Here is a 16,077-nt window from a genome sequence, read left to right as displayed (position 1 = left end):
CTATCCGGAGAGGTTGAAGTTGCCCGACGCGCCGTAGACCGCGAGGGAGATGAACAGGACGATGGTGACGACGACGATCAGCGACGTGCGGACGGCCTGGCCGACGGCGATGCCGACGCCGACCGGGCCGCCAGAGGCGTTGTAGCCGTAATACGTGTGAACGAGCATCACCGCTATGGACATCACGATGGCTTGGAGGAACGACCACAGCAGGTCGCTCGGCACCAGGAAGGTGTTGAAGTAGTGGTCGTACAGACCGGCTGACTGTCCGTTGATGTAGACGGTCGTGAACCGGGCGGCGAAGAAGGCCGCGAGCACCGAGAGTGCGTACAGGGGCACGATCGCGATGAGGCCGGCGATGATCCGCGTCGACACCAGATACGACACCGAGTGCACGGCCATCGCCTCGACGGCGTCGATCTCCTCGGCGACGCGCATCGCACCCAGCTGTGCCGTGGTACCGGCACCGATGGTGGCGGCGAGCGCGATGCCCGCGATGACGGGCGCGACGATGCGGACGTTGAGGAAGGCCGACAGGAATCCGGTGAGGGCCTCGATGCCGATGTTGCCCAGCGACGAGTAACCCTGCACCGCAATGACGCCGCCCGAGGCCAGCGTCATGAAGGCTGCGACGCCGACGGTGCCGCCGATCATGACCAGTGCTCCGGTGCCCATGGTCATCTCGGCGATCAGACGGATCGTCTCGCGGCGGTACCGCGTCAGCGCGTTGGGGATGTAGCGCACCGACTCGCCGTAGAACAGTGCCTGTTCGCCGATGGTGTCGACCATGTTCGGCACGCCGCGGAAGAACCGTCGCAGGCGCAGGGTGGCGTCGTAACTCATGACAGTCTCTTCTTCGCGCGAGCGCTCATCACTAGCGCTCCAGGACTCTCACGCCGACTGCCGTCATGATCACGTTGATCACGAACAGGCAGATGAACGCGTAGACGACGGTTTCGTTCACGGCCACTCCGACGCCCTTCGGGCCGCCCTGCACCGTCAGACCGCGGTAGCAGCCCACTAGGCCGGCGAATACGCCGAACAGCAGGGCCTTGAACATGGCCAGCACGAGTTCGCCGAGACCCGTCAGGATGGTGAGCCCGTTGATGAAGGCGCCGGGGTTCACGCCCTGCAGGAAGACCGAGAAGACGTAGCCGCCTGCAAGGCCGATCGCGCAGACCAGACCGTTGAGCAGCAGTGCGACGAAGGTCGATGCCAGCACGCGTGGAACGACCAGACGCTGGATCGGGTCGATGCCCAGCACGCGCATCGCGTCGATTTCCTCGCGAATGGTGCGCGCGCCCAGGTCCGCACAGATGGCGGTGGCGCCTGCACCTGCGACCACGAGCACGGTCACGACCGGTCCCAGCTGGGTGATGGTGCCGAACGCGGTGCCTGCGCCGGACAGGTCGGCGGCGCCGATCTCGCGAAGGAGGATGTTGAGCGTGAAGGCCACGAGGACGGTGAACGGGATGGCGACGAGGAGTGTCGGCACGAGCGAGACGCGGGCGATCATCCACGTCTGTTCGAGGAACTCACGGAACTGGAATGGCCGTCGGAAGATCTTGACGAACGTATCCAAGGACATCTCGACGAACCCGCCTACGGCCCGAGCCGGCGCCGCGAGCTGTTCGAACAAACTCGGCTCCGTTTCTCGGGACGAGGGCTGGTCGTCGTCGTGGCGAAGCCGTTGAAACGGCCCGTCTCGATGACCTTCCCGCCCTGGGTTAAGCACCGCTCTTAGTGAGCCGGATCATATTAACTAGAACACGTTCGCAGTGTCAAAGAACGACAAAACCAGTACAAATCGCCATATTCGTGCTGGTAGAAGCATGTGTGACCTAGGTCATTCTATAACGTGTTCTAGTGCCCTGCGTGCACTGACAACCAAGACTGTCAGTCTTGCGCAGCCATCAACGCGCTGGCCGAGAAACCGCGTTCGGGGTCCCGGTCAGCAAAGTACGCGCGCAGTGTGTCGTCGAGGTCGTCCGCAGCCCACGCGTCGGAGTTCGCGGTGAATCGCTTCTCCACCGTCGGTGCGGCGACCAACGTCACGGTTGGACCGTAGACGATGAACAGCTGCCCGTTGACCCCTTCCGATGCCGGGGACGACAGGAACCGCACGAGGTTGACGACGTGCTCCGGCGACAGCTCGTCGATCTGCCCCTCGCTCAGTTCGGGGGCGTCGCCGAAGACGTCGGCGGTCATCGCGGTCCGTGCCCGCGGCGCAATCGCGTTCGCGCGCACGCCGTACCGGCCGAGTCCGCGTGCCGCGGTCAGCGTCAACGCGGTGATGCCCGCCTTCGCCGCTCCGTAGTTCGCCTGGCCGACGGGACCGGCGAGCCCGGCCTCCGACGACGTGTTGACGATGCGGCCGTACACCGTGCCGCCGTTGGCCTTCGCCTTGTCGCGCCAGTAGGTCGCCGCATTGCGGGTCAGCAGGAAGTGGCCGCGCAGGTGTACGGCGATGACGGCGTCCCAGTCCTCGTCGGACATGTTGAACAACATGCGGTCCCGCGTGATGCCCGCGTTGTTGACCACGATCGCCAGACCACCGAGTCCGTCGGCGGTGCTGACCAACTCGTCGGCGGTGGCGCGCTCGCTGATGTCGCCTGCGACGGCCACGCCCTTGGACCCCACGGACGCGATTTCGTCGAGCACGTCCGACTTGTCCAGTGCCGGTGCGATGTCGTTGACCACCACCGTGGCGCCCTGGCGGGCCAGCCCGATCGCCTCCGCCCGGCCGAGCCCTGCAGCCGCGCCGGTCACCACGGCGACCAAGCCGGACAGGTCGCCGGCGTCATTGGAGTTCTGAGTGCCGTCGTTCGTCACTTTATGAATACCTCTAGTCTCTGCGGGTCAGCGCGGCGCGGGGGCATTCCGCGATGGATTGCTCGGCCAGGCCCTCCTGGTCGGCCGGCACCGGATCGACCTTGACGACGGCGTAGTCCTCGTCGTCCAAATCGAACAGGTCGGGCGCAATACCCAAGCACACCGCGTTTCCCTCGCAGCGATCCCGGTCTACTTCCACGTGCATGACAACCTCCTCGCAGCCAGGGTGCGGATGACCCGCCGGTCGTAACGGGTCACGATATCTCCCCGTTCGAACGATGGCAGTAAAGCATGACCTGGATTCCAAGACTAGAACGTGTTACAACCGGGGGTGATCGACGGGGCTTTTCGGCCCTGCTGAAACGGCCAGAACAGTGGAGGAAGACGCGATGCGCATCGGCTACAGCCCCGAGCAGGAGGACTTGCGCCGCGAGCTGCGCTCGTACTTCGGCAAGCTCATGACTCCCGAGCGTGCCGAGGCGCTCACCTCCAGCGACGGTGAGATGGGCCGCGGCAACGTGTACCGCGAGACCGTCGAGCAGATGGGCAAGGACGGCTGGCTGACCCTGTCGTGGCCCAAGGAGTACGGCGGGCAGGCACGCCCACCGATGGACGGCCTCATCTTCAACGACGAGGCATCGATCGCCAACGTGCCGGTGCCGTTCCTGACCATCAACTCCGTCGCGCCGACGATCATGCACTTCGGCACCGAGGAGCAGAAGAACTTCTTCCTGCCCAAGATCGCGGCGGGCAAGCTGCACTTCTCCATCGGCTACTCCGAGCCGGGCGCAGGCACCGACCTCGCAGCGCTGCGCACCACCGCCGTGCGCGACGGTGACGACTACGTGATCAACGGCCAGAAGATGTGGACCAGCCTGATCGCCTACGCCGACTACGTCTGGTTGGCCGTGCGCACGAACCAAGAGGCCAAGAAGCACCGCGGCATCTCGATGCTGATCGTGCCGACCACGGCCGAGGGCTTCTCCTGGACGCCGGTGCACACCATGAGCGGTGTCGACACCAGCGCCACGTACTACCAGGACGTCCGCGTGCCGACGTCCAGCCTGGTCGGCGAGGAGAACGCCGGCTGGAAGCTGGTGACCAATCAGCTCAACCACGAGCGCGTCGCACTGGTGTCGGCGCAGCCGATCTACGTGGCGCTCGACGCGGTTCGCGAATGGGCGCAGAACACCAAGGACATGCACGGCAAGCGGCTCATCGACTCGGAGTGGGTGCAGCTCAACCTCGCTCGCGTCCACGCCAAGGCCGAGGTGCTCAAACTCATCAACTGGGAGCTGGCGTCGACCACCGACGCGTCACCGTCACCGGCCGACGCCTCGGCAGCCAAGGTGTACGGCACCGAGCTGGCGACCGAGGCCTACCGCCTCCTGATGGAGGTGCTCGGCACGGCTGCCACGTTGCGCACCGACTCCCCCGGCGCGCTGCTGCGCGGCCGCATCGAACGCATGCACCGCTCGTGCCTCATCCTCACCTTCGGCGGCGGCACCAACGAGATTCAGCGCGACATCATCGGCATGGTGGCCCTCGGGCTGCCCCGGGTCAACCGCTAAAGCGAAGACGGAGACGACGACATGGACTTCTCACCTACTGAGGCCTCGACCGACCTGGGCGGGCTGGTGCGGACCATCACCGACTCGGTGTGCACGCCCGAACATCAGCGCCAGCTCGACGGACTCGACCAGCGCTTCGACCGCGACCTCTGGACCAAGCTCGTCGACGCCGACGTGCTGTCCACCACCGCACCGGAATCGTTGGGCGGCGGCGGGTTCGGCGTCGTCGAGGAGGTCGCGGTGCTGACGGCACTGGGCCGCCAGATGGCCGCCGTGCCGTACCTGGAGTCCGTCGTCCTGGGCGCTGGAGCATTGGCGCGGTTCGGATCCGCCGAACTGCAGGCGCAGTGGGCGACGCCGGCGATCAAGGGCGAGAAGATCCTCACCGTCGCGCTCGACGCCGAGATGGGCCAGGGACCCGTGCAGGCGACGACGGCCGACGGCGGGTACCGGTTGACCGGCACCCGCGCACTCGTACCGTTCGGCCCGGTCGCCGACGCCTTCCTGGTGCCCGCCGAGACCGATGAGGGCACCAAGGTCTTCCTCGTCGCCGCGAGCGACGCCGGGGTGTCGGCCGCCTCGCTGGCCACCACCGGGCACGGCAGCGTCGGGCACCTCGACCTGCAGGACGTCGAGGTCTCCGCCGACCGCACCGTCGGAGGCGGCGAGGCCGCGGCGTGGCTGACGACACGGGGCACGCTGGCCCGCAGCGCGTTTCAGCTCGGCACGCTGGAACGGGCGCTCGAACTCACCGCGACCTACGCCCGCGAACGCGAACAGTTCGACCGTCCGATCGGCAGCTTCCAGGCCGTCTCGGCACGGCTTGCCGACGGCTACATCGACATCAAGGCGCTGCGCCTGACGGTGACGCAGGCGGCATGGCGTCTGTCGGAGGACCTGCCGTCCGACCTCGAGGTCGGCACCGCCGCCTTCTGGGCGGCCGAGGCGGGACATCGCGTCGCCCACACCGCCGTTCACGTCCACGGCGGGGTCGGCATCGACACCGACCATCCGATCCACCGCTACTTCTTGGCAGCCAAGCAGACCGAGTTCGGCGTAGGCGGAGCCACCGGGGCGTTGTTGCGCATCGGCCGCGAACTCGCCGAGACGCCTGCCTGAGGCCGACGAGCGCTTGCGCGAGGAGCATCTGGTCAGCGTGCCAGGCAACCCCACCGTCACCGAGCTGCTGAGACCGCTCGTGGACGTCACCGATCGCGGCGTCCACGACGGCGATGACTTCGTCAGTTGGCGCGACCACGTCGGTGCGGCGGCGCGGTTGGCATCGGCGCTGCGCGCGCGGCTCGATCCCGACAAGCCGCCACACGTCGGCGTGCTGCTCGGGAACACGCCGTTCTTCTCCACGGTGCTCGTCGCCGCCGGGCTGTCCGGGATCGTTCCGGTGGGCCTGAACCCGACGCGCCGCGGTGCGGCGTTGGCGCGCGACGTCGCGCACGCCGACTGTCAGCTGGTGCTCACCGACGGTGCCGACGCCCTCGACGGCAGCACCGTCGGCGTGGACGTCGTCGACGTCGAATCACCGCAATGGGCAGCTGAACTCGCTCGGCACGGCGATGCGCCCGTGACGTTCGCCGACCTGCATCCCGATGACCTTTACATGCTGATCTTCACCTCGGGCACCAGCGGTGAGCCGAAGGCGGTGCGGGTCACCCACGAGAAGGTGGCGTTCCCGGGCAGGATGCTCGCCGATCGCTTCGGCCTCGGCACCACTGACGTGTTCTACCTGTCGATGCCGCTGTTCCACTCCAACGCGGTCATGGCCGGTTGGGCCGTGGCGGTCGCCGCAGGCGGCTCGATCGCGTTGCGGCGCAAGTTCTCCGCATCTCGGTTCATCCCGGACGTCCGACGGTACGGGGCGACGTACGCCAACTACGTCGGCAAGCCGCTGTCCTACGTGCTGGCCACCCCCGAGCAGCCAGACGACGCGGACAATCCGTTGCGGTTCCTCTACGGCAACGAGGGTGCGCCACGCGACGTCGTCCGGTTCGGCAAGCGCTTCGGCGTGATCGTCGTCGACGGGTTCGGGTCCACCGAGGGTGGCGTCGCGATCGCGCGGACCCCCGATACGCCCGACGGGTCGCTCGGACCGCTGACCGACGAGGTCGACATCGTCGACGTCGACACCGGCGAACCCTGCCCGCCGGGCACGGTGGGCGAACTGATCAACCCGACCGGGCCCGGATGGTTCCGTGGCTACTACCGTGACGAGGGCGCCGAGGCCCAGCGGATGGCGGGCGGCGTCTACCACAGCGGTGACCTCGCCTACCGCGACGAGCACGGCTATGCCTATTTCGCTGGGCGACTCGGGGATTGGATGCGGGTCGACGGCGAGAACCTCGGCACCGCGCCGATCGAGCGGATCCTGTTGCGGCATCCCGACGTCGTCGAAACGGCCGTCTATCCCATACCCGACCCCGCCGTGGGCGATCAGGTGATGGCCGCCATGGTGCTCGTCGACGGCGCCGAATTCGACGCCAACGCCTTCGCGTCGTTCCTGGCAGAGCAGTCGGATCTCGGGCCGAAGCAGTGGCCGAAGTTCGTGCGCGTCAGCACCGCGCTGCCGCGGACCGCGACGTTCAAGGTACTCAAACGGGTGCTGTCCGCCGAGGGCACCGACTGCTCCGACGCGGTGCACCCCATTCGTCGCTAGCCTGGCCATCGTGGGATACCGCGAGATGCCCGCACCCGCTGCGCTGCACGGCCTCGTCGAAACGGCGTGGGTCGCCGACGGCGAAGGCGGAGGGGTTCGGGTACTGCCCGACGGGTGCATGGACCTCATCCGCATGGGCGGCCGCGTGGTGGTTGCCGGTCCGGACACCACGGCACTCGACGCCACCCTGGACGGGGAGCCCATCGCCGGGCTGCGCTTTCGACCCGGCGCTCTCCCCCGGCTTCTCGGCGTGCCCGCCGTCGAGCTGCGGGACCGTCGTGTGCCGCTCGCAGAAGTGTGTTCCGCGACATCCCATCTCCGGCTCTAGGACCTGGCAGTGGAATTGGCGGCGCGGCCCGTCCGAGGTCAGACGGCGCCGTGGCCGCTGCACACGGTTCATCACGTGACGACGCGACTGGCGGCGGGCGCCACGGTAGGCGCCGTCGCCGACGAAGTCGGCTGGTCGAGCAGGACGCTGCACCGTCAAAGCGTCGCGGTGTACGGCTACGGCCCAGCGACCCTCAGGCGGATCCTGCGGTTCCGGCGTGCGGTGGCGCTGCTCCGCGATGGGGTCGCGCCCGTCGCCGTCGCAGCGGCGGCCGGCTACGCCGATCAACCGCACCTGCACCGTGAGTGCCGCGAGTTCTCCGGGCTGAGTGTGGCCGGGCTGGTCTACGGCAGCGGCGCGAACAGATCGACCGACGTACCGTCGGGATCCTCCACCGTCGCGTAGCGCTGGCCCCATGGCGCGTCGAACGGCTCGAGCGGTCCGGGATGTCCGGCACCCGTCAGCCTTTCGTACATCGCGTCGACGGCGTCCGGCCCGGCGAAACCGAATGCCATCGCCACCCGGCCCGGTCCCGACGGTGGCGTCCATCCAGGATGCATACCGGCGATGACGTCCTCGGTGTCGAAGGCAAGCCGGTTTCCGCCCGGCAGCGTCACCTCGACGTGCGGCCCGTCCGGGTCGGGCACGGTGAGCCCGAGCAGTCGGTAGAACTCGAGGGAACGGTCGAGGTCGACGGCGACGATCTCGACGACCGTCGACTGCGGGGTGATGTCCATGGCTGCGACGCTAGGCGAGCCGTGCCGCCGCGTCTTGAACGAATCGGACGGGCCCGGTCAGTTCTCCCGGATGCCGTCCAACCGCTTCGAGGCCTCCTCGAATCCGCTGACCAGTTCGCCGATGATGTCGGCGACGGGCCGAATCTCATTCATTCGCCCCACGATCTGGCCCACCGGCATGGCGACCGCCGTCGGATCCTTTGCCTCGTTCATGCGCTGGTGTGCCTCGCTGACGAGGATGTTCTGCAGCGGCATGGGTAGCGGCTCCGGTGCACCCTCGGCGTCCCAGGCCTCGGTCCACCGGGACTTCAGCAGGCGCGCGGGCTTGCCGGTGTAGATCTTGCGGCGCACGGTGTCACTCGACGTCGCGGCCAGCATGGCCTCCTGGATCACCGAGACACCCGACGAGCCACGCACTCCGAGGTCGTACTCGGCGGCGGTGAGGAATGCCGACCCCATCCACACGCCCTGAGCGCCCAGCGCGAGCGCGGCCGCCACCTGACGTCCGGAACCGATGCCGCCCGCGGCGAGTACGGCGGCACTGCCGTCCAACGCATCGACGACCTCCGGCACCAACACCATCGACGCGATCTCACCGGTGTGCCCGCCGGCCTCGTGACCCTGCGCGATGACGATGTCCACGCCGTTCTCGGCATGGCGCAGCGCGTGTTTGGCGCTGCCGGCGAGAGCCGCGACGGGCACCCCGGCGGCGTGCGCCTGATCGATGACGTCCTTCGGCGGAGAGCCGAGCGCGTTGGCGATCAGCTTGATCGGATGCTTGAGCGCCACCTCGACGTGGGAGCGCGCCACCGAATGCAGCCAGCCCAGCACGCCTTCGGACTTCGCCTCGTCGTCGGGCAGCGGCGGGACGCCGAGGTCGGCGAGCGTCTTGTCGACGAACTCGCGGTGCGTCTGCGGGATCAGCTTGTTGATGTCGACGCTGGTGCCCTCGGTGGGCACCTTCGCCGGCATCACGATGTCGACGCCGTAGGGCTTCCCGTCGGTGTTCTCGTCCATCCACCGCAGCACGTTCTCGAGGTCGTCGGCCTGGTTGAACCGCACGCAACCGAGGACGCCGAGACCACCGGCGCGGGTCACCGCGGCGGCCACCTTCTCCGACGGGGTGAAGACGAAGATCGGGTATTCGATGCCGAAGCGATCGCAGAGTTCGGTACGCATCTATTCAACGGCTCCGTGGGCGACGGCGTGCTTGGCGTGAACGTCGTCGGCCGGACGTTCCTCGGTGGTGTCCTTGGCCCATCGGTAGTCGGGCTTGCCCGCGGGCGAGCGCTTCACCTCGTCGACGAGCCACAGGCTGCGCGGCACCTTGTACCCGGCGATCTCCTTGCGCACGAACGCATCCAGTTCGGCGAGCGTCGGCTTGGCGCCTTGGCGGGGCTGCACGACCGCGGCGACGTGCTGGCCGAAGCGCGGGTCCGGCACGCCGACGACGAGGGCGTCGAACACGTCGGGATGACCCTTGAGTGCGGCCTCGACCTCTTCGGGGTAGATCTTCTCGCCGCCGCTGTTGATCGACACCGATCCGCGGCCCAGCATGGTCACCGAACCGTCGGCCTCGACCTCGGCGTAGTCGCCGGGAATCGCGTACCGCACACCGTGGTACGTGCGGAAGGTCTCGGCGGTCTTCTTCTCGTCCTTGAAGTAGCCGACCGGGATGTGGCCGCACTTGGCGATGATGCCGCGCACACCCGAGCCCGGCGCCACCTCGTTGCCCTCCTCATCCAGGACCTTGGTGTTCTTGTCGATGGTGACCCGCGGACCGCCGGTGTGCGACTGACCCTTGGCCACGATGCTGGTTCCGCCAAAGCCGGTCTCCGACGATCCGATCGAGTCGGTGATGATCCGGTCGGGCAGCAGCTCGAGGAACTTCTCCTTGATGCTGGTGGAGAACAGCGCCGCCGTACTCGCCAACAGGAACAGCGACGACAGGTCGTAGGTGTTGCCTTCGTCCTGGTGGGCGAGCAACGCGTCGAGCAGCGGCCGCGCCATCGCGTCGCCGGTGAAGAACAGCAGGTTCACCTTGTGCTCGTGGATCATCCGCCACACTTCGTCGGCGTCGAACTCCGGTGCCAGCACCACGGTCTGGCCCGAGAACAGCGACATCCAGGTCGCCGACTGGGTGGCACCGTGGATCATCGGCGGGATCGGCAGCCGGACCATCGGCGGATTCGCCGCAGCCTGCTTCGACAGGTCGTACTCGTCGGCGATCGGCTCGCCGGTCGCGAAGTCGGTGCCACCGAACAGGACCCGGTAGATGTCCTCGTGGCGCCACATCACGCCCTTCGGGAACCCGGTGGTGCCGCCGGTGTAGAGCAGGTAGATGTCGTCCTCGCTGCGCGGGCCGAAGTCGCGCTCCGGAGACCCCTGCTCCAGCGCCGCGAAGAATTCGACACCGCCGTAGCGCTCGAAGTCGTCGTCGCTGCCGTCCTCCACCACGAGGATGGTCTTGACGTTCGGCGTCTCGGGCAGCACGTTGGCGACGCGGTCGGCGTAGCGCCGCTCGTGCACCAGCGCGACCATGTCGGAGTTGTCGAAGAGGTACTTCAGTTCGCCCTCGACGTAGCGGAAGTTGACGTTGACGAGGATCGCGCCCGCCTTCACGATGCCGAGCATCGCGATGACGATCTCGATGCGGTTCCGGCAGTACAGCCCGACCTTGTCGTCCTTCTTCACCCCCTGGTCGAGCAGGTAGTGAGCGAGGCGGTTCGCCTTCTCCTCCAACTCGGCATAGGTGAGCTTCTCGTCCCCGGAGATGAGGGCGACACGGTCAGGCACGGCATCGATGGCGTGCTCGGCAAGATCGGCGATATTCAAGGCCACGGAACCTAAACTAGAACCTGTTACATTTTGTGACAAGTCTCCTGCATTGACGCTGAAAGGCGGACCCCCGTGACCGAGCCCAAGAATGAGCCCGACGCCCTCATTGAGCAGCGCGGACACACGCTGATCCTCACACTGAACCGGCCAGAGGCGCGCAACGCGCTTTCGACTGAGATGCTCTCGATAATGGTCGAGGCGTGGGACCGCGTCGACTCCGATCCTGAGATCCGGTCGTGCGTCCTGACGGGTGCCGGCGGCTACTTCTGCGCGGGCATGGACTTGAAGGCCGCCACCAAGGCGCCTCCCGGCGATTCGTTCAAGAGCGGCAGCTACGACCCGACGCGCATCGACGGCCTGCTCAAGGGCCGCCGGCTGACCAAACCGCTGATCGCCGCCGTCGAGGGCCCAGCGATCGCGGGCGGTACCGAGATCCTCCAGGGCACCGACATCCGCATCGCGGGCGAGAGCGCGAAGTTCGGCATCTCCGAGGCCAAGTGGAGCCTGTACCCGATGGGCGGCTCCGCCGTACGCCTGGTTCGCCAGATTCCGTACACCATCGCGTGCGACCTGCTGCTGACCGGACGGCACATCACCGCCGCGGAAGCGCTGGAGTACGGCCTGATCGGCTACGTGGTGCCCGACGGCTCGGCGCTCGACAAGGCGCTCGAGATCGCCGAGCTGATCAACGCCAACGGCCCGTTGGCCGTGCAGGCGATCCTCAAGTCGATCCACGACACCGAGGGCATGCACGAGAACGACGCCTTCCAGATCGACACCAAGATCGGCATCGGCGTCTTCCTCTCCGAGGACGCCAAGGAGGGCCCGCGGGCCTTCAAGGAGAAGCGCTCCCCCAACTTCCAGATGAAGTAGAGGCCCGCGCCTCACCTCCCGCGAACGTCGATTACCGCCACGCGAAATCGAGTTCGGCGTGACACGAGCCGACACTCGCGGTGGCAGATCGGCCGAGTACGGCTAGTCGAGGACCCGCTTCGTCGGGGTGAACACCACCGGCATGGCCTCGGGCCCGCTGACGAAGTTCGCTGCCCGCAGCGGGATCTGCGCACCGTCGGCGAGGCGGAGGTCCGGCAGCCGCTGGAGGATCCGGCTGACCATCAGCCGCAGCTCGAGCCGGGCCAGCTGGTTGCCGAGACAGAAGTGCGTGCCGAAGCCGAACGCCACGTGGCTGTTCGGATTCCGGTCGATGCGGAAGTTCTCCGGATCGCCGAACACCGATTCGTCGAAGTTCGCCGACTCGAACATCAGCATGATCTTCTCGTCCTTGTGCAGCTCGGTGCCGTGAAACTCGGTGTCGGCCGTCAGCGTCCGGCACATGTTCTTCACCGGAGACGTCCAGCGCAGCATCTCCTCGATGGCGCCGGGCATCAGCTCCTGGTCGGCAACCAGCGCCTCCCACTGATCCCGATGGCGCAGAAGCTGTTCGGCGCCGCCGGAGAGGGTGTGGCGGGTGGTCTCGTCGCCACCGATGAGGATGAGCAGCGTCTCGAAGACGATCTCGTCGTCGCTCATCCGCTGCCCTTCGACCTCGCTGTTCACCAGGATGCTGAACAGGTCCTCGGTGGGCTCTGCGCGGCGCTTGGCGATGGTCTCCATGGTGAAGGCGGTGTACGCGGCGAAGGTGTCCATCAACGTCTTGATCGTCGCCTCGTCGACGGTCGAACTGAGCCCGCAGACCAGGTTGTCGGACCACTCCAGCAGCGTCTCGCGGTCCTCGGGCAGCACGCCCAGCATGTCGCCGATGACGGCCATGGGCAGCGGAGCGGCGATGTCGCGCACGAAGTCGCACTCGCCGCGCTCGCACACTGCGTCGATGAGGGTGTCGCACAACCGCTCGATCGACGGCACCTTGTCCATGACCCGCTTGCGCGTGAAGCCGGCGTTGACGAGCTTGCGGCGCAACAGATGTGACGGATCGTCCATGTCGATCATGTAGGGCATGCCGGGCTGGTCGGGCCGGATGCCGCCGGTCGAGCTGAACAGCTCGGGGTTGCGCTCGGCGTCCAGCACGGCCTGGTAACTCGCCGCGGCGGCGAGACCGTTGCGGTCGCGGAACACCGGCTGGTGCTCGCGCATCCACCGGTAGGCCTCACGGGCTCGGCCGTCGGCGTAGAAGTTGCCGTCGGCGAGGTCGACGTCGGGCTTGGTCTCGGGAAGCACAGTGGTCACGCGATCTCCTTGGCGTCAGCGAAGGTCATCTCGACGTTATCGGCCGAACTCGAGATCATGGCCCGCTTCGGGAAACCCAGCGCGGCGAGTTCGCGCGCATAGGGATGGTTGCCGAGCCGCACGGTCGCACCGCCAGGCCGGTAGCGGACGCCGGACATCGTCATCTCACCGTCGGTCATGCGGGTGACGCCGTCGAGGTGCGAGTAGGTGGGGTGCACCTGCGGCTTGGAGGTGAACCGTGCCGGCACGCGCAGCCCCGGCTTGAAGTCCATGCCGACCGCGAACTGACCGTCGATGGTCACGTCGAAGCTGAACCCGTGACCGTCTCGAATGACGAAGTCCGCCAGCACTTTCGGGTAGCCCCAGATGGTCCGGCCTGCTTCCATCGTGAACGCCCCGTCGACGGGCAGGTGGTGGATGAAGGCACCCGCGGACTGCAACGCCTTCAGACCACTGGCCGTCGAGCCCGGCGGATTGACCATGACGTTGGTGCCGTACTCGTAGTACGGGCCCAGGTCGCCGTCGATGTAATGCATCAGCATCAGCACGACGACGGCCTTGCCCGGCCGGTGCCGGCAGACCTGGAGTCCGCTATCGGCGATCATCCGTTGCGCGGCATCGGCGTCCACGGAGAACATCGCCATGTGCTGCGACGCACGGCGGATGCGCACGGGCATGGTCACGACGCTGCCGGCAATGGGGTACTGCGTAGGCAGTGTGGTCTCGGATGAGCGCTTGCGCGAAGACAATGACTCGGTCACGCCCTCGAATCTAGGACCTTCACTAGACACATGGCAAGAATGTGTCTAGTCGGTGCGGCTCAGACCAGCGCCGCGAGGTCCCGGATCTGCTCGGACGAGCGGGCACCGACCACCATCATGGTGACGCCCGAGGCCTCCCAGGCCTTGATCTGCTCCTTGACGTAGGCCAGGTCGCCGACGATCGCCGAGTCGTCGACCAGTTCGTCGGGGATGACGGCGGCCGCCTGATCCTTGCGGTTGCTCCGGAACAGTGCGGTCACCTCGTCGACCACCTCTGAGTAACCCATCCGCCGGTAGACGTCGGCGTGGAAGTTCGTCTCCTCGGCACCCATTCCGCCCATGTAGAGGGCGAGGTGCGGCTTCATCAGCTCCATGACGCCGGGACGGTCGTCGGTGACCACCACCTGCGCCGTCGCACAAATCTCGAACGTCTCGCGGGTGCGTCGGGCACCCGGCCGGGCGAAGCCCTCGTCGAGCCATTCGTTGTACATGTCGGCGATGCGCGGCGAGTAGAAGATGGGCAGCCAGCCGTCGCAGATCTCGGCCGCCAATGCGACGTTCTTCGGACCCTCCGCGCCGAGCATGACGGGGATGTCGGCGCGCAGCGGATGAGTGATCGGCTTGAGGTTCTTGCCCAGCCCGGTGGTGCCCTCACCCGTCAGCGGCAGCGGGTAGTGCGGGCCGTCGCTGTGCACCGGAGCTTCGCGGGCCCAGACCTGCCGGAGGATGTCGACGTACTCGCGGGTGCGCGCCAGGGGCTTCGGGAACTTCTGGCCGTACCAACCCTCGACGACCTGCGGACCGGAGACGCCGAGCCCGAGGATGTGCCGCCCGCCCGACAGGTGGTCGAGGGTCAGGGCCGCCATCGCGCATGCCGTCGGCGTGCGAGCCGACAGCTGGATCACCGAGGTGCCGAGCCGCATCCGGGTGGTCTCCCGGCCCCACCAGGCCAGCGGGGTGTAGGCGTCCGAGCCCCACGCCTCGGCGGTGAAGACGGTGTCGAAGCCCTCGGCTTCGGCCGTCGCGACGAGTTCCGCGTGATCGGTGGGCGGCTGCGCGCCCCAGTATCCGAGCTGGAGTCCGAGCTTCATCTCCGCCAACTTTCTCGGACCCGCGGGCCCGTCCTTGCGACGATTGTTAGAACCTGTTCTACTCGATGCCGTGAGCGCCAGCCAAAGCAGCCCGGCCAGTATCGATGAGCATCAGCCGCCCCTTTCGGCGCCGCTGAAACTGTCATTCGACTACACCCGTTCAGTAGGTTCGACCCTCAGTCGGTTCTTCACCGAACTGCGCAACCGACACGTCGTCGGCGTCCGCGGTTCGGACGGACGGGTACTCGTACCGCCTGCCGAGTACGACCCCGTTACCTACGCTCCGTTGACGGAGATCGTACCGGTGGCCAGTGTCGGAACAGTCGTTTCGTGGACCTGGCAACCCAACCCGTTGGAGGGTCAGCCGCTGCAGCGGCCCTTCGCGTGGGCGCTCATCAAGCTCGACGGCGCCGACACCCCGCTGCTGCATGCGGTCGACGCCGGATCTTCCGACGCCATCAGTACCGGCGCCAGGGTGCACGTGCACTGGGCGGACGAACCGGTCGGCGCCATCACCGACATCGCGTACTTCGAACTGGGCGACTCCGAGGAGCCGGTGGAGGACGTTGCCGACGACCGAGATCCGGTGACGCTGCTGGTGAGCCCCGCCTCGATCGAGATCCAGCACACCGCGTCCCTACCCGAGAGCACGTTCCTGCGCGGTCTCGAGGAGGGCAAGCTCCTCGGCGCCCGCACCGGCTCCGGAGGAAAGGTCTACTTCCCGCCGCGCGAGGCCGACCCGGGCACCGGCCAGCCGACCACCGAGTTCGTCGAGCTGCCCGACAAGGGCACGGTCACCACGTTCGCCATCATCAACATCCCGTTCGCCGGCCAGCGCATCAAGCCGCCCTACGTGGCCGCTTACATCCTGCTCGACGGCGCCGACATCCCGTTCCTGCACCTGGTCACCGAGATCGACGCGGCCGACGTGCGGATGGGCATGCGAGTCGAGGCGGTGTGGAAGCCCCGCGAGGAGTGGGGTCTCGGCATCGACAACATCGACTACTTCCGGCCCACGGGCGAGCCCGACGCCGACTACGACACCTACAAGCATCACCAGTAAG

At 67.2% G+C, this 16,077-nt stretch carries 17 protein-coding genes; 7 read left to right on the top strand and 10 right to left on the bottom strand.

What is annotated here, in order from left to right; translation table 11 throughout:
• The 4 genes from LOK44_RS06910 to LOK44_RS06895 form a co-directional block, all read right to left on the bottom strand.
• Positions 1-843, bottom strand: coding sequence for an MlaE family ABC transporter permease (locus tag LOK44_RS06910; protein WP_237569270.1), 843 nt, complete (start codon positions 841-843; stop codon positions 1-3).
• A 31-nt stretch (positions 844-874) separates the two neighbouring features.
• Entirely contained in the window at positions 875-1,639 is a 765-nt protein-coding gene (locus tag LOK44_RS06905) for an MlaE family ABC transporter permease (protein WP_237569269.1), read from the bottom strand.
• A gap of 257 nt (positions 1,640-1,896) precedes the next feature.
• Entirely contained in the window at positions 1,897-2,832 is a 936-nt protein-coding gene (locus LOK44_RS06900; protein ID WP_237569268.1) for a 3-oxoacyl-ACP reductase, read from the bottom strand.
• Positions 2,833-2,845: 13 nt separating this feature from the next.
• A complete protein-coding gene (locus LOK44_RS06895) occupies positions 2,846-3,037 on the bottom strand; it encodes a ferredoxin (protein WP_163921990.1) in 192 nt (63 codons plus the stop codon).
• Positions 3,038-3,221: 184 nt separating this feature from the next.
• On the opposite strand from LOK44_RS06895, the gene LOK44_RS06890 reads away from it, so the two are divergent.
• The 5 genes from LOK44_RS06890 to LOK44_RS06870 all read left to right on the top strand — a co-directional run bounded on the left by LOK44_RS06890 (position 3,222) and on the right by LOK44_RS06870 (position 7,804).
• Positions 3,222-4,403 (top strand): acyl-CoA dehydrogenase family protein, encoded by a 1,182-nt coding sequence (locus LOK44_RS06890; protein ID WP_237569267.1) that lies wholly within the window; start codon positions 3,222-3,224, stop codon positions 4,401-4,403.
• Positions 4,404-4,424: 21 nt separating this feature from the next.
• A complete protein-coding gene (locus LOK44_RS06885) occupies positions 4,425-5,522 on the top strand; it encodes an acyl-CoA dehydrogenase family protein (protein ID WP_237569266.1) in 1,098 nt (365 codons plus the stop codon).
• A gap of 37 nt (positions 5,523-5,559) precedes the next feature.
• Entirely contained in the window at positions 5,560-7,071 is a 1,512-nt protein-coding gene (gene fadD17, locus LOK44_RS06880; RefSeq protein ID WP_237569265.1) for a long-chain-fatty-acid--CoA ligase FadD17, read from the top strand.
• Positions 7,072-7,081: 10 nt separating this feature from the next.
• Positions 7,082-7,399, top strand: coding sequence for a DUF6597 domain-containing transcriptional factor (locus LOK44_RS06875; RefSeq protein ID WP_237569264.1), 318 nt, complete (start codon positions 7,082-7,084; stop codon positions 7,397-7,399).
• Positions 7,400-7,474: 75 nt separating this feature from the next.
• Positions 7,475-7,804, top strand: coding sequence for a helix-turn-helix domain-containing protein (locus LOK44_RS06870; RefSeq protein ID WP_237569263.1), 330 nt, complete (start codon positions 7,475-7,477; stop codon positions 7,802-7,804).
• Here LOK44_RS06870 and LOK44_RS06865 read toward each other — a convergent pair.
• Genes LOK44_RS06865 through LOK44_RS06855 form a run of 3 tightly spaced genes read right to left on the bottom strand, consistent with a single transcriptional unit; the run spans position 7,744 to position 10,977 of the window.
• Positions 7,744-8,136, bottom strand: a complete 393-nt coding sequence (locus tag LOK44_RS06865; RefSeq protein ID WP_237569262.1) for a VOC family protein — start codon at positions 8,134-8,136, stop codon at positions 7,744-7,746. The two genes, LOK44_RS06870 and LOK44_RS06865, sit on opposite strands and share 61 nt — an antisense overlap.
• A 57-nt stretch (positions 8,137-8,193) precedes the next feature.
• Positions 8,194-9,315 carry an NAD(P)H-dependent flavin oxidoreductase gene (locus LOK44_RS06860; protein WP_237569261.1) on the bottom strand — a complete coding sequence of 374 codons (1,122 nt, stop codon included), beginning with the start codon at positions 9,313-9,315 and terminating at the stop codon, positions 8,194-8,196.
• On the bottom strand, positions 9,316-10,977 hold the full coding sequence (locus LOK44_RS06855) for a medium/long-chain-fatty-acid--CoA/3-oxocholest-4-en-26-oate--CoA ligase (protein ID WP_237569260.1): 1,662 nt from the start codon (positions 10,975-10,977) through the stop codon (positions 9,316-9,318). It abuts the gene before it with no gap.
• Between the two features lie 69 nt (positions 10,978-11,046).
• Here LOK44_RS06855 and LOK44_RS06850 point away from each other — a divergent pair, with 69 nt between their 5' ends.
• Entirely contained in the window at positions 11,047-11,847 is an 801-nt protein-coding gene (locus tag LOK44_RS06850; protein WP_237569259.1) for a crotonase/enoyl-CoA hydratase family protein, read from the top strand.
• A 102-nt stretch (positions 11,848-11,949) separates the two neighbouring features.
• Here the strand turns inward: LOK44_RS06850 and LOK44_RS06845 are convergent, their stop codons facing one another.
• From LOK44_RS06845 to LOK44_RS06835, 3 genes are all read right to left on the bottom strand, one after another.
• On the bottom strand, positions 11,950-13,161 hold the full coding sequence (locus tag LOK44_RS06845; protein WP_237569258.1) for a cytochrome P450: 1,212 nt from the start codon (positions 13,159-13,161) through the stop codon (positions 11,950-11,952).
• Positions 13,158-13,838 (bottom strand): acetoacetate decarboxylase family protein, encoded by a 681-nt coding sequence (locus LOK44_RS06840; protein WP_237569773.1) that lies wholly within the window; start codon positions 13,836-13,838, stop codon positions 13,158-13,160. The genes LOK44_RS06845 and LOK44_RS06840 overlap by 4 nt, the downstream gene beginning before the upstream one ends.
• A gap of 143 nt (positions 13,839-13,981) precedes the next feature.
• A complete protein-coding gene (locus tag LOK44_RS06835; RefSeq protein ID WP_163921959.1) occupies positions 13,982-15,013 on the bottom strand; it encodes an LLM class F420-dependent oxidoreductase in 1,032 nt (343 codons plus the stop codon).
• A gap of 70 nt (positions 15,014-15,083) precedes the next feature.
• Between LOK44_RS06835 and LOK44_RS06830 the strand changes: the two genes are divergently transcribed.
• The gene (locus LOK44_RS06830; RefSeq protein ID WP_237569257.1) at positions 15,084-16,076 is read left to right on the top strand and encodes a Zn-ribbon domain-containing OB-fold protein; all 993 of its coding nucleotides are present in this window, start codon (positions 15,084-15,086) and stop codon (positions 16,074-16,076) included.
• The last annotated feature ends 1 nt before the right edge of the window (position 16,077 follow it).

The organism is Mycolicibacterium lacusdiani (genome assembly GCF_021916785.1).
Taxonomy (GTDB): domain Bacteria; phylum Actinomycetota; class Actinomycetes; order Mycobacteriales; family Mycobacteriaceae; genus Mycobacterium; species Mycobacterium lacusdiani.
The sequence above is the reverse complement of the archived record's forward strand: the minus strand, read 5'-3'. Positions and strand labels throughout refer to the sequence as shown.